The 12,010-nt window shown below is 59.8% G+C and carries 13 protein-coding genes and 1 other RNA gene; 9 read left to right on the forward strand and 5 right to left on the reverse strand.

Annotated elements, in window-relative coordinates; all coding sequences use genetic code 11:
* Window positions 1–117: 117 nt before the first annotated feature.
* Entirely contained in the window at window positions 118–1,158 is a 1,041-nt protein-coding gene (locus BLP82_RS06560; RefSeq protein WP_092166186.1) for an NADP(H)-dependent aldo-keto reductase, read from the reverse strand.
* Window positions 1,159–1,403: 245 nt separating this feature from the next.
* Between BLP82_RS06560 and rplM the strand changes: the two genes are divergently transcribed.
* The 7 genes from rplM to BLP82_RS06595 all read left to right on the forward strand — a co-directional run bounded on the left by rplM (window position 1,404) and on the right by BLP82_RS06595 (window position 6,281).
* The gene (rplM, locus tag BLP82_RS06565) at window positions 1,404–1,832 is read left to right on the forward strand and encodes a 50S ribosomal protein L13 (protein WP_003205365.1); all 429 of its coding nucleotides are present in this window, start codon (window positions 1,404–1,406) and stop codon (window positions 1,830–1,832) included.
* 14 nt (window positions 1,833–1,846) lie between these two features.
* The gene (rpsI, locus tag BLP82_RS06570; RefSeq protein ID WP_003205364.1) at window positions 1,847–2,239 is read left to right on the forward strand and encodes a 30S ribosomal protein S9; all 393 of its coding nucleotides are present in this window, start codon (window positions 1,847–1,849) and stop codon (window positions 2,237–2,239) included.
* Between the two features lie 256 nt (window positions 2,240–2,495).
* A complete protein-coding gene (gene petA, locus BLP82_RS06575) occupies window positions 2,496–3,089 on the forward strand; it encodes a ubiquinol-cytochrome c reductase iron-sulfur subunit (RefSeq protein WP_060740746.1) in 594 nt (197 codons plus the stop codon).
* The gene (locus BLP82_RS06580) at window positions 3,089–4,300 is read left to right on the forward strand and encodes a cytochrome b (RefSeq protein ID WP_030138561.1); all 1,212 of its coding nucleotides are present in this window, start codon (window positions 3,089–3,091) and stop codon (window positions 4,298–4,300) included. Before petA ends, BLP82_RS06580 begins: the two co-directional genes overlap by 1 nt.
* Window positions 4,300–5,082 carry a cytochrome c1 gene (locus BLP82_RS06585; protein ID WP_060740747.1) on the forward strand — a complete coding sequence of 261 codons (783 nt, stop codon included), beginning with the start codon at window positions 4,300–4,302 and terminating at the stop codon, window positions 5,080–5,082. Before BLP82_RS06580 ends, BLP82_RS06585 begins: the two co-directional genes overlap by 1 nt.
* Window positions 5,083–5,233: 151 nt before the next feature.
* Window positions 5,234–5,851 (forward strand): glutathione S-transferase N-terminal domain-containing protein, encoded by a 618-nt coding sequence (locus BLP82_RS06590; RefSeq protein ID WP_003178195.1) that lies wholly within the window; start codon window positions 5,234–5,236, stop codon window positions 5,849–5,851.
* A gap of 16 nt (window positions 5,852–5,867) precedes the next feature.
* The gene (locus BLP82_RS06595) at window positions 5,868–6,281 is read left to right on the forward strand and encodes a ClpXP protease specificity-enhancing factor (RefSeq protein WP_092166188.1); all 414 of its coding nucleotides are present in this window, start codon (window positions 5,868–5,870) and stop codon (window positions 6,279–6,281) included.
* 589 nt (window positions 6,282–6,870) lie between these two features.
* On the opposite strand, the gene BLP82_RS06605 is transcribed toward BLP82_RS06595, so the two are convergent.
* The 4 genes from BLP82_RS06605 to BLP82_RS06620 all read right to left on the reverse strand — a co-directional run bounded on the left by BLP82_RS06605 (window position 6,871) and on the right by BLP82_RS06620 (window position 10,315).
* Window positions 6,871–7,449, reverse strand: a complete 579-nt coding sequence (locus BLP82_RS06605) for a BON domain-containing protein (protein ID WP_030139689.1) — start codon at window positions 7,447–7,449, stop codon at window positions 6,871–6,873.
* Window positions 7,446–8,039, reverse strand: coding sequence for a phosphoheptose isomerase (locus BLP82_RS06610; RefSeq protein ID WP_007928463.1), 594 nt, complete (start codon window positions 8,037–8,039; stop codon window positions 7,446–7,448). Before BLP82_RS06610 ends, BLP82_RS06605 begins: the two co-directional genes overlap by 4 nt.
* 102 nt (window positions 8,040–8,141) lie before the next feature.
* Entirely contained in the window at window positions 8,142–8,504 is a 363-nt protein-coding gene (locus BLP82_RS06615) for a YraN family protein (RefSeq protein WP_092166192.1), read from the reverse strand.
* Window positions 8,504–10,315, reverse strand: a complete 1,812-nt coding sequence (locus BLP82_RS06620) for a penicillin-binding protein activator (protein WP_092166194.1) — start codon at window positions 10,313–10,315, stop codon at window positions 8,504–8,506. Before BLP82_RS06620 ends, BLP82_RS06615 begins: the two co-directional genes overlap by 1 nt.
* A gap of 330 nt (window positions 10,316–10,645) precedes the next feature.
* Between BLP82_RS06620 and rsmI the strand changes: the two genes are divergently transcribed.
* The gene (gene rsmI / locus BLP82_RS06625; protein WP_092166196.1) at window positions 10,646–11,551 is read left to right on the forward strand and encodes a 16S rRNA (cytidine(1402)-2'-O)-methyltransferase; all 906 of its coding nucleotides are present in this window, start codon (window positions 10,646–10,648) and stop codon (window positions 11,549–11,551) included.
* Window positions 11,552–11,625: 74 nt separating this feature from the next.
* Window positions 11,626–11,979: RNase P RNA component class A (gene rnpB, locus BLP82_RS06630), an RNA gene on the forward strand.
* Window positions 11,980–12,010: the final 31 nt, after the last annotated feature.

Here is a 12,010-nt window from a genome sequence, read left to right on the forward strand (position 1 = left end):
GATCGTCTTCGCGAGCAAGCCCGCTCCCACAGGAGTCCTGCGTCGATCACAAAAGAGTGTTCAGACACAAATCCCCTGTGGGAGCGGGCTTGCTCGCGAAGACTTTTTACCGGCCGATCAAGGCGCAGGGTTCGGCTGATCCTTGTGAATCGCCTCGATCCCCGCCAGCACTTCGTCCGACAGCTTCAGGTCGAAGCTTTCGATGTTGCTGTCCAGTTGCTCCAGGGTGGTGGCGCCAATGATGTTGCTGGTCACGAACGGCTGTTGGGTGACGAACGCCAGGGCCATCTGTGCCGGGTCCAGGCCGTGCTCACGGGCCAGCGCCACGTACCGGCTGCACGCGGCTTCCGATTGAGCGTTGAAATAGCGTGTGAAGCGGCTGTAGAGCGTCAAACGACCCTTGGCCGGTCGTGCGCCGTTCTCATATTTGCCCGACAGGAAGCCGAACGCCAAGGGTGAGTAAGCCAGCAGGCCGCACTGTTCACGGATGGCGATTTCCGCCAGGCCGACCTCGAAGCTGCGGTTGAGCAGGTTGTACGGGTTCTGGATCGACACCGCCCGCGGCCAGCCACGGGCCTCGGCCAGGGCCAGGAACTTCATGGTGCCCCACGGTGTTTCGTTGGACAGGCCGATGTGGCGGATCTTGCCGGCGCGGACCTGCTCGTCCAGGGCTTCGAGGGTGTCCTCCAGCGGTGTGAACGTTTCGTCGGCCTTGTGCTGGTAGCCCAGTTGGCCAAAGAAGTTGGTGCTGCGCTCCGGCCAGTGCAACTGATAGAGGTCGATGTAGTCGGTTTGCAGGCGCTTGAGGCTGGCGTCCAGCGCTTCGACGATGTGCTGGCGGTTGTGCTTGAGGTTCTTGTCGCGGATGTAGTCGATGGTGTTGCCGGGACCGGCGATCTTGCTCGCCAGGATCCAGTCGGCACGGTCGCCGCGGCTTTTGAAATAATTGCCGATGTAGCGCTCGGTGGTGGCGTAGGTCTCGGCCTTGGGGGGCACCGGGTACATCTCGGCGGTGTCCATGAAATTGATGCCGGCACCCTTGGCGCGTTCGATCTGGGCGAAGGCCTCGGCCTCGCTGTTCTGCTCACCCCAGGTCATGGTGCCGAGGCACAGGGCACTCACGTTCAGATCGGTACGGCCTAGCTGGCGATAGTCCATCGGGAACTCCTTGGGCAAAACAATCATAAAAGCAGGTTGAAATATTTTTCGCAATCTGCATAATTGCGCACCTCTTTCTGCAGTGGAAGTGATGCGCCGCCGCCGAAGAATCTTGCCGTTGAACGGACGCGCCGACCCGAGCCCCCGAAAGCGTCTGTATCCGGCTGCCTTTGACTTGTCAAAGTACGCACTATTCAGTAAGATCCGCCGTCTAATTTACAGGGCGGCCCCTGAGGCTATAAAGAATGAAAACTTTTACTGCTAAACCGGAAACAGTAAAGCGCGACTGGTTTGTCGTCGACGCTGCTGGTCAGACCCTGGGTCGTCTGGCCACCGAAATCGCGAGCCGTCTGCGTGGCAAGCACAAGCCTGAGTACACCCCTCACGTTGATACCGGTGACTACATCGTCGTGATCAACGCTGAGCAAGTACGTGTTACTGGCGCTAAAACCACTGACAAAATGTACTACTCCCACTCCGGTTTTCCTGGCGGCATCAAGTCGATCAACTTTGAAAAGCTGATCGCCAAAGCCCCTGAGCGCGTGATCGAGACCGCGGTTAAAGGCATGCTGCCTAAGAACCCACTGGGTCGCGACATGTATCGTAAGCTGAAGGTTTATGCGGGCGCTGCTCACCCTCATACTGCTCAGCAGCCCCAAGAACTGAAGTTTTAACGGAATAGTTCATTATGTCGGCGACTCAAAATTACGGCACTGGCCGTCGCAAGACTGCAACCGCACGCGTTTTCCTGCGTCCGGGCACTGGTAACATCTCCATCAACAACCGCTCCCTGGATAACTTCTTCGGCCGCGAAACTGCCCGCATGGTAGTTCGTCAGCCGCTGGAACTGACCGAGACCGTCGAAAAATTCGACATCTACGTCACCGTTATCGGTGGTGGTGTAAGTGGTCAAGCTGGCGCAATCCGCCACGGCATCACTCGCGCCCTGATGGATTACGACGAGACTCTGCGTGGTGCTCTGCGCAAAGCCGGCTTCGTAACTCGCGATGCTCGCGAAGTTGAACGTAAGAAAGTCGGTCTGCGTAAAGCGCGTAAGCGTCCGCAGTACTCGAAGCGTTAATTTCACTTCCGCTTTCAAAAGGCGCCCAGTTCCTCACGGAGCTGGGCGTTTTTTTATGGGCAAAAGAATTGCTCTGTGACAACTTGCCACATTCGTAGAGCCCCTATACTACAAGGCTTGGCGGTTTGGCCGCTTGGTAATTACCTTGTCAGAATTGGGGCTTTTCATTACCATTCGGCAAAATTTTTATAAGTTCAGATTTTTACTTAGTAGACGCCTGATCTAACAGGCCACAAAGCTGATGGGAGAGGACTGAATGAGCAATGACGGCGTGAATGCAGGCCGGCGTCGCTTCCTGGTAGCAGCCACATCCGTGGTGGGTGCTGCAGGAGCGGTGGGGGCTGCGGTCCCGTTCGTGGGGTCATGGTTTCCCAGCGCCAAGGCGAAAGCCGCAGGTGCACCGGTGAAAGTGAATGTCAGCAAGATCGAGCCAGGCCAGCAGATGATTGCTGAGTGGCGCGGCCAGCCGGTGTTCATCGTCCGCCGTACAGAGGAAATCCTGGGGAATCTGAAAAAGATCGAGGGTCAGTTGTCCGACCCGTCCTCGAAGAACTCTACGCAACCGACCTATGTCGACCCGCAGACGCGTTCGATCAAGCCAGAGGTCCTGCTGCTGATCGGGATCTGTACGCACCTGGGTTGCTCGCCAACGTTCCGACCTGAAGTGGCGCCTGCCGACTTGGGCAAGGACTGGGTCGGTGGTTATTTCTGCCCTTGCCACGGCTCCCACTACGACCTGGCCGGTCGCGTCTACAAGTCGCAGCCTGCACCTCTGAACCTGCCAGTTCCCCCGCATTCCTATGAGACCGATGACATCATTGTCGTTGGCGTCGATACGGAGAAAGCGTGATGAGCAAACTAATGGATTGGGTTGATGCGCGCTTTCCCGCGACCAAAATGTGGGAAGACCATCTCAGCAAGTACTACGCTCCGAAGAACTTCAACTTCTTCTACTTCTTTGGCTCCCTGGCACTGCTCGTTCTGGTCAACCAGATCGTCACCGGTGTCTGGCTGACCATGAGCTACACCCCGTCGGCGGAAGAAGCATTTGCCTCCGTCGAATACATCATGCGCGACGTCGAGTACGGCTCGATCCTGCGTCTGCTGCACTCCACCGGCGCTTCGGCGTTCTTCATCGTGGTCTACCTGCACATGTTCCGTGGCTTGCTCTACGGTTCGTACCAGAAGCCGCGTGAACTGGTGTGGGTCTTCGGCATGCTGATCTACCTGGCGCTGATGGCCGAGGCCTTCATGGGCTACCTGCTGCCGTGGGGCCAGATGTCCTACTGGGGCGCCCAGGTGATCATCTCGCTGTTCGGTGCGATCCCGGTCATCGGTGACGACCTGACCCAGTGGATCCGTGGTGACTACCTGATCTCGGGCATCACCCTGAACCGCTTCTTCGCCCTGCACGTGGTCGCCTTGCCGATCGTGATCCTCGGCCTGGTGGTACTGCACATCCTCGCGCTGCACGAAGTCGGCTCGAACAACCCGGATGGCGTGGACATCAAGAAGCACAAGGACGAGAACGGCGTACCGCTGGATGGCATTGCCTTCCACCCGTACTACACCGTGAAAGACATCGTCGGCGTGGTGGTCTTCCTGTTCATCTTCTGCTCCATCGTGTTCTTCTTCCCGGAAATGGGCGGTTACTTCCTCGAGAAGCCGAACTTCGAGCAGGCGAACGCGTTCAAGACCCCTGAGCACATTGCCCCGGTCTGGTACTTCACGCCGTTCTACGCGATCCTGCGGGCGATCCCGGACAAGCTGCTGGGCGTTATCGCCATGGGCGCGGCCATTGCTGTGCTGTTCGTCCTGCCGTGGCTGGACCGCAGCCCCGTCAAGTCGATGCGCTACAAAGGCTGGCTGAGCAAGATCTGGCTCGTGGTGTTCTGCATTTCGTTCGTGATCCTGGGCGTGCTGGGCGTACTGGCACCGACACCAGGGCGCACGTTGCTGTCGCAGGTTTGCACCTTCCTGTACTTCGCCTACTTCATTCTGATGCCTTTCTACACCAGGCTCGAGAAGACCAAACCGGTTCCGGAAAGGGTGACTGGCTGATGAAAAAGCTATTTGCTGTACTGATTCTTGCTGCTATGCCTGTACTGTCCTTCGCGGCTGAACACGGTGGTCCGGAGCTGGAAAAAGTCGACATCGACGTTTCCGACAAAGCGGCCATGCAGGACGGCGCACGTACGTTCGCCAACTACTGCATGGGTTGCCACAGTGCCAAGTTCCAGCGCTATGAGCGCGTTGCCGATGACCTGGGCATCCCCCATGAGCTGATGCTCGAGAAGCTTGTGTTCACCGGTGCCAAACTGGGCGATCACATGACCATCGGCATGCAGCCTGCGGACGCGAAGACCTGGTTCGGCGCCGCGCCGCCGGACCTGACCCTGGTTGCCCGTGTGCGTGGCACCGACTGGCTTTACGGTTACCTGCGTTCGTTCTACGAAGACCCTGCACGTCCTTGGGGCGTGAACAACAAGGTCTTCCCGAACGTCGGCATGCCTAACGTTCTGGTCGGCCTCCAGGGGCGCCAGGTGGTAGGCTGCAAACAGGTTCAGATCGTTGAAGACGGCAAAAAGCAATTCGATCCGCTGACAGGCTCCGCTTTGACTCATGAAGCCTGCGACCAGCTGACCGTATTGCCGAACACTGGCAGCCTGACCCCGGAGCAGTTCGATGAGAAGGTCAAGAACCTGGTGACCTTCCTGGCCTACTCGGCCAACCCGGTGAAGCTGGAGCATCAGCGCATCGGTACCTATGTATTGCTGTACCTGGCGTTCTTCTTCGTATTCGCTTACCTGCTCAAGCGTGAATACTGGAAAGACGTGCATTGATAAAGCTGTAAGCCATTGCTGTTAATCGTGCGCGCCCAAGGGCGTCTCTAGATATGTAACGAGCCTGGCCCGCCAGGTGTTACGAGAGACGCCCTCTGGGCGCGCTCGTTTTTCCGTTTTTCGATAATTTCAACAAGCGAGGAGGATCGCCATGGGCGTGACCAATCGGTTGGCCTGTTACTCCGACCCCGCCGACCACTATTCCCACCGGGTACGCATCGTACTGGCAGAGAAGGGTGTCAGCGCCGAGATCATTTACGTCGAAGCGGGTCGTCAGCCGCCGAAGCTGATCGAAGTGAACCCTTACGGCAGCCTGCCCACATTGGTCGATCGTGACCTGGCGTTGTGGGAGTCGACCGTGGTGATGGAATACCTGGATGAGCGTTATCCGCATCCACCCTTGCTGCCGGTTTATCCTGTCGCGCGTGCCAACAGCCGTTTGCTGATCCATCGCATCCAGCGTGACTGGTGCGGGTTGGTGGATCTGATCCTGGATTCCCGGACCAAGGAGCCGGCGCGGGTCGTGGCGCGCAAGGAATTGCGTGAAAGCCTGACGGGCGTATCGCCGCTGTTCGTCGACAAGCCGTTTTTCCTCAGTGAGGAACAAAGTCTGGTGGATTGCTGCCTATTGCCCATACTCTGGCGTTTGCCGATTCTGGGTATCGAACTGCCGCGGCCTGCCAAGCCGCTGCTTGATTATATGGAGCGCCAATTTGCGCGCGAGGCATTCCAGGCGAGTCTGTCTGGTGTCGAACGCGACATGCGCTAAGGCTTAGGGAGCCGCTATGAACTCCAGTCGACCTTATCTGGTCCGCGCGCTCTACGAGTGGATTGTGGACAATGATTGCACCCCGCACATGCTGGTCAATGCCGAGTTTCCATCGGTGCAGGTGCCGCAGGGTTTTGCCAATGATGGGCAGATTGTCCTGAACGTGTCGCCAGCCGCTGTGCGTCACCTGCACATGGATAATGATGCCGTCAGTTTTGAAGGGCGCTTCGGTGGTGTGCCGCACACCCTGTACGTGCCTGTTGCGGCGATTCTGGGGATTTATGCCCGGGAGAATGGCCAGGGCATGGTGTTTGAGCTGGAAGCGCCGCTGGACGGCGAAGAAGAGTTGGAGCCGGATGATGATCTGCCACCACCGGATGACGAGCCGCCGCGGCCTAGTGGTCGGCCTAGTCTCAAGGTGGTGAAGTAGCGAAGCAGGTGATCTGTTCGCTGAGGAAAATGCCTGTGTCGTGAGATGTGGGCATTTTTTTGGCTGCATTCACTGTTGGATTGGTGTGTATATCCGTTTCTGCGGTAACGGCTACTGGCGGTTCCGCCCTTACGGCGGCTCACTTTTGAGAAGCGCAAAAGTAAGCAAAACGCTTCTGCCCCACCACTAGGCACCTCGCCTAGGCTCGGTGTTCCCTCACTCCGGCATTGCTCCGTGGGCCGCCGCGAAGGGCCATCCATGGCCCAGCGCGGCTATCCCGGCATCCATGCCGGGATGCCCACTGCGCAATGCCTGCGTTCGGCCGGCGTGGTTAATGGGGCGCCCAGATCAAAAGCAAAAGCAAAGCAAAAGCGAGGCGGCCTTATAGCCGGCCTGTCTCCTCCGGCTGTACCCGATCCCACAGTTGATTGGGGTGCAGCCAGAGGAGACAGGTCGGCTATAAGGCCGCCTTGCTTTTGCTTTTGATCTTGATCTGGGCGCCCCCGACCAAATAAAAAAACGGCGCTCCTCTGTATGAGTGAGCGCCGTTTTTTCCAGCCACATGCAGCCTCAAGAGCCGCGAGTTACCTCAGTCAATATATTCAAACAACTTGACGATCTTCTGCACCCCGGATACCCCCTGCACCAGGTTGGTCGCCTGGGCGGCCTCCTGCTTGGTCAGCAGGCCCAGCAGATAAACGATGCCATTCTCGGTCACAACCTTGATGCGCGAGCCAGGAATGCTGGCGTCGGTGAGCATCTGGGTCTTGATCTTGGTGGTCAGCCACGCATCGTTCTGGCGCGCCAGCAGCGAGGAGGGTTGCAGAACCTGCAGTTCGTTATGCACGGTCTTGACCCGCTGTACGGCGCTGGCTTCCTGCTCGGCCTTGGCCTTGAGGTCTGCGCGTGGGGTCTGGCCGGCCAGCAGTACGACACCGTTGAAGCTGGTGACGACGATGTGCGAGTTGTTGTCCAGGTCCGGGTCGGCCTTGGCAATGTTCACGCCGACCTTGGTTTCAATCAGGGAGTCGTCGATCTTGCTGCCGAAGGTGCGGGTGCCGCGGTCGTCTTCAATCGGCTTCTCCCGGCTGGCGTTAACCACCGATGTGCAGCCGCTGATGCCGAGGCACAGGGTCAAGGCCAGAAGGCCTAGGCGATTAGGGGTCATTCTTCACTCCCGAACAGTTGGCTGTCGATCAAGTCGCAAAGGCAGTGGATCGCCAGCAGGTGGACTTCCTGGATACGTGCGGTGACATTGGCCGGTACGCGGATCTCGACGTCTTCGGGCAATAGCAGTGATGCCATGCCACCGCCGTCACGACCGGTCAATGCTACGACAATCATTTCGCGATCATGTGCGGCCTGGATCGCTTGAATAATATTGGCCGAGTTGCCGCTGGTGGAAATCGCCAGCAGCACATCGCCGGGTTGGCCCAGGGCGCGGATCTGTTTGGAGAAGACTTCGTTGTAGCTGTAGTCGTTGGCGATCGAGGTGATCGTCGAGCTGTCGGTGGTCAGGGCGATCGCCGGCAGGCTCGGGCGTTCGCGCTCGAAGCGGTTGAGCAGTTCCGACGAGAAATGCTGGGCGTCGCCGGCCGAGCCGCCATTGCCGCACGAAAGCATTTTGCCCTCGTTGAGCAAGGCGTTGACCATCACTTGGCTGGCTTGCTCGATGTGCGGTGCAAGTACGTCCATCGCCTGTTGCTTGGTGTCGATACTGGCCTGAAAAAGCTGGCGAATTCGCGATTGCATGTCCATCTGTGTGACCTTAAGTAGCGCGGCTTATAGGCACAAACATGTGCGGCGCGCAAAGCAAAGAGCAAAAAAGTTAGGTGAAGGTGTCCGGCTCGGCATGGGCGTTCAACTGTCGAAGGCGTTCTGCAGCCAGTTCAACTGGGCGGCGTTGCTGTCGATGGCAACCACGTCGAAGCGGCAGGGGTAATCGGCCCAGCGAGATTCGCGTTGCAGGAAATGCTGCGCGGCGAACACCAGCTTCTGGCGCTTGCGCTCGTCAATGCTGTCGAGCGCGCCACCCCATTGGGTATTTTTTCTGTAGCGGACTTCGACGAATACTACTGTATCGCCGTCAAGCATGACCAGATCAAGCTCGCCGCGTTTGCACAACCAGTTCTGCGCCACCAGCCGCAGGCCGTGTTGCTGGAGATGCGCGAGGGCCTGGCCCTCGGCATCCCGTCCGCTTTGCTGGCGTGATCGGTCAGGCATCAGCGCTGGGTGTCCGGCAGGCGCTGCACCTGGCCGTTGACGAACTCGGCCCATGGCAGTTGACGCTGTACGCGCTGGGTGGGAGACACGGCCAGGCTGCCCGACAAACCTTCGATGCGGCTGTCCGGCAGCGTCTTGAGCTGGCCCAGGCGTGGTGCCAGGCGATAGGCATCCGCGCCCATCGCGTACAGCCGGCCCAGGCTGCCGCCCGCCTGGGGCCACTGCGCGGTGACCTGCTTGCGCAGCGGGTCATTGGCGTCGAGCAGCCACGGGGTTTCGCAGAAGCGGATGCCGCTCATGTCGTTGTACTGGTTCTGGTCGCCGCTGGCGCTGAACACCGAAGACGTCGCGTAGACCGGTACGTCGCCGGCGTATTGGAAGTTCAGGGTTGGCTTGATCTGCTGGGCCTGCTGCGGTGTCGAGGCCAGGAAGATGAACTCGATGTCCTGGCGACGGGACGGCTGGGCTGCGACCGTGGTGCCAACAGTGCTTTGCAGGCTCTTGGCGCGACCTTCGCTCTGGCGCAACTGGAACATGTCGGCGATCTGCTGGGCCAGTTGGACCGGCTGGTCGACCCGTTCGATCGCGACGATGGTGCCGCCATTTGCCTGCCAGTCCTGGCTGAAGGCTTTCAGTACACGATCGCCCCATTCGCCCTTCGGTACCATGGCGGCGGCGCGGTGCAGGCCATCGGCGCGGGCGCGACGGGACACTTCGCGAGCTTCATCCTCGGGTGCCAGGCCGAACTGGAACAGTTGCGGCGGCCCTTGCTCGCCTTCGCTGTAGTTCAGCGCCAGGGTAGTGATTGGCAATTGCGGGCGAGTGCTGATCTGCTTGACCAGGGGTTTTTCCAGCGGGCCGATGACCAGTTGCACGCCGTCGGCCTGGGCCTTGCGATAGAACTCGTCCATGGAGGTCAGGTTGGCGCTGTCATAGAACTGGATGCTTGGTGGCGTTTGCCCGGCCTGCTGGGCCTGGTAGTGCGCGGCCATGAAACCCTCGCGCAAGGCCTTGGCAACCGCTGCCAGCTGGCCACTTTGTGGTAGCAGCAGGGCGATCTTGCTCAGTGGTTGGCTGGCCAGTTCCTTGAGCTTGACCAGGGGCGTCGGCAGTTGCAGGGCGGCGGGGTGCTTCGGGTTCTGTTCGCGCCAGTGGTCGATGGCCGCCTGCTGCTGTTCCAGGGTGCCGGCGGTCTTGACGGCCTGGGCCAGGCTCAACCAGCCACCGAGGTCGTCGTTGGCGGTGGGCTGCAACTGGTCGGTGGGCAGTGAGGCGATCAGCGACCAGATGGCTTCGTGGTTTTTCGCCGCGGCGTCGTCCTTCAGCAAGGGGGCGATGAAGATGCGCTCCTTGGCGGCGGCCAGGGTCTGGCCGTCGGCTTCGAGGGCGCGGGCGCGGACGGTTCCGGTGCGGACTTGCTGCTCCACTGGCATTTCGCTCAGGTGTTGCAGGCTTGGGTGACTCAGGGCGGTCAGCGCGGCCTTGGGCTGGTTGCGGGTCATCGCCAGTTCCGCCGACAGCGTGCTGGCGAAAATCTGCTGGCCGGGCTTGAGTTGTTCCATTGGCACTTGTTGCAGGATCTGTGCGGACTGGCCGGCATTGCCCTGGCGGTAGGCCAGGTCTGCGGCGCTCAGGCGCAGCAGGGCGGCTTTTTCCGGGGTTTTGCTTTGGGTGGCCTGTTCGAGCAACTGCTCGATACTGGCATCCGGGGTCCGTGGAAGTTCGCCAAGGCTGGACGAGGGCGAGCTGGCGCAGGCCGCCAGGAGGGCAGCGAGGCAGAGGGCGGAGAGCAGCCGCAGGCAAGCGATCATGTAAGTGTTCCTGATACGAGATCAAATTAGCGTCGAATTGTACCCAAGCACTGGCCGGGGCGCGATGTTACTGGTGTGAATCGATCAATTTAGGTATTTCAAAGAGTGCGGCATGCTACAAAAGACGCTACTCACTCAGGCGGCGGCACTAAACCTGTGGCGAGGGGATTTATCCCCGCTGGCCGCGCAGCGGCCCCAAGACCTTCCACCTCTGTTTGTCAGGCTGAATGGTTTCCAGTCTTTTTTGGGGCTGCTGCGCAGCCCGGCGGGGATAAATCCCCTCGCCACAATGGCTGATGTGAACAGCCGAGACGGGCTGCACACGCTACAATGGCGGTTTTTACCGATCATGAGGTATGTGTCTTGACTGCTCCAGGTGCTTTGAATTCCGCTGCCGGCTCGCTTTATGTGGTGGCGACGCCCATCGGCAACCTGGACGATATCAGTGCCCGGGCGCTGAAAATCCTGCAGGAGGTTGCACTGATCGCGGCTGAAGACACCCGTCACTCCCAGCGCCTGCTGCAACATTTCGGCATCTCCACGCCGTTGGCGGCCTGTCATGAGCACAATGAGCGGGACGAAGGCAGTCGTTTCATTACCCGGCTGCTGGCAGGCGATAACGTCGCGCTGATTTCCGATGCGGGTACCCCGTTGATTTCCGACCCCGGCTATCATCTGGTGCGCCAGGCCCGGGCGGCGGGTATCAGCGTGGTGCCGGTGCCGGGGGCTTGCGCGTTGATCGCGGCGCTGTCGGCGGCAGGCCTGCCGTCGGACCGTTTCATCTTCGAAGGTTTCCTGCCGGCCAAGGCGGTGGGGCGGCGGGCACGCCTGGAAGCTATAAAGGAAGAGCCGCGTACGCTGATCTTCTATGAGGCGCCGCACCGCATTCTGGAATGCCTGCAGGACATGGAACTGGTGTTCGGTGCCGAACGCCAGGCGCTGCTGGCCCGGGAGTTGACCAAGACCTTTGAAACCCTCAAGGGACTGCCGTTGAGCGAGTTGCGCGCCTTTGTCGAAAGCGACAGCAACCAGCAACGCGGCGAGTGTGTCGTGCTGGTGGCGGGCTGGACGCCGCCGCAAAGCGAGGACGCCGTCAGCGGCGAGGCGATGCGCGTCCTGAACCTGCTGCTGGAGGAAATGCCCCTCAAGCGCGCTGCGGCCCTTGCGGCGCAGATCACTGGCGAGCGCAAGAATGTGCTGTATCAGGTCGCACTGGAAAAACAGAAAGGCCAGTGAAACCGGGACACGGTGCTGGCCTGGGGCTTTTAGCGCTTGTTCTTCAAGCGCTCTACCGTTAACCTTCGCGGCGGAGAGTCGATCGGACAGTCGCTGCCCTCTATGAGAATTAGGGGGGGGAGGAAAGTCCGGGCTCCATAGGGCGAAGTGCCAGGTAATGCCTGGGAGGCGTGAGCCTACGGAAAGTGCCACAGAAAATAACCGCCTAAGCGTTTCGGCGCCGGTAAGGGTGAAAAGGTGCGGTAAGAGCGCACCGCACGGCTGGCAACAGTTCGTGGCTAGGTAAACCCCACTTGGAGCAAGACCAAATAGGGTCCCAAGGCGTGGCCCGCGCTGGGACCGGGTAGGTTGCTAAAGATGTCCAGTGATGGCCATCGTAGACGAATGACTGTTCAAGACAGAACCCGGCTTACAGATCGACTCTCCACCTTTTCCCTTCCTGCCGGAATCACTGGCAGA

The sequence above is a fragment of the Pseudomonas sp. NFACC37-1 genome, from assembly GCF_900101575.1.
GTDB lineage: Bacteria > Pseudomonadota > Gammaproteobacteria > Pseudomonadales > Pseudomonadaceae > Aquipseudomonas > Aquipseudomonas fluorescens_AA.

Bases quoted from the DNA above. Each gene is read 5' to 3' on its own strand.
- BLP82_RS06560 (WP_092166186.1), bottom strand. From the start codon at position 1,158: ATGGACTATCGCCAGCTAGGCCGTACCGATCTGAACGTGAGTGCCCTG.
- rplM (WP_003205365.1), top strand. From the start codon at position 1,404: ATGAAAACTTTTACTGCTAAACCGGAAACAGTAAAGCGCGACTGGTTT.
- rpsI (WP_003205364.1), top strand. From the start codon at position 1,847: ATGTCGGCGACTCAAAATTACGGCACTGGCCGTCGCAAGACTGCAACC.
- petA (WP_060740746.1), top strand. From the start codon at position 2,496: ATGAGCAATGACGGCGTGAATGCAGGCCGGCGTCGCTTCCTGGTAGCA.
- BLP82_RS06580 (WP_030138561.1), top strand. From the start codon at position 3,089: ATGAGCAAACTAATGGATTGGGTTGATGCGCGCTTTCCCGCGACCAAA.
- BLP82_RS06585 (WP_060740747.1), top strand. From the start codon at position 4,300: ATGAAAAAGCTATTTGCTGTACTGATTCTTGCTGCTATGCCTGTACTG.
- BLP82_RS06590 (WP_003178195.1), top strand. From the start codon at position 5,234: ATGGGCGTGACCAATCGGTTGGCCTGTTACTCCGACCCCGCCGACCAC.
- BLP82_RS06595 (WP_092166188.1), top strand. From the start codon at position 5,868: ATGAACTCCAGTCGACCTTATCTGGTCCGCGCGCTCTACGAGTGGATT.
- BLP82_RS06605 (WP_030139689.1), bottom strand. From the start codon at position 7,449: ATGACCCCTAATCGCCTAGGCCTTCTGGCCTTGACCCTGTGCCTCGGC.
- BLP82_RS06610 (WP_007928463.1), bottom strand. From the start codon at position 8,039: ATGGACATGCAATCGCGAATTCGCCAGCTTTTTCAGGCCAGTATCGAC.
- BLP82_RS06615 (WP_092166192.1), bottom strand. From the start codon at position 8,504: ATGCCTGACCGATCACGCCAGCAAAGCGGACGGGATGCCGAGGGCCAG.
- BLP82_RS06620 (WP_092166194.1), bottom strand. From the start codon at position 10,315: ATGATCGCTTGCCTGCGGCTGCTCTCCGCCCTCTGCCTCGCTGCCCTC.
- rsmI (WP_092166196.1), top strand. From the start codon at position 10,646: ATGGCGGTTTTTACCGATCATGAGGTATGTGTCTTGACTGCTCCAGGT.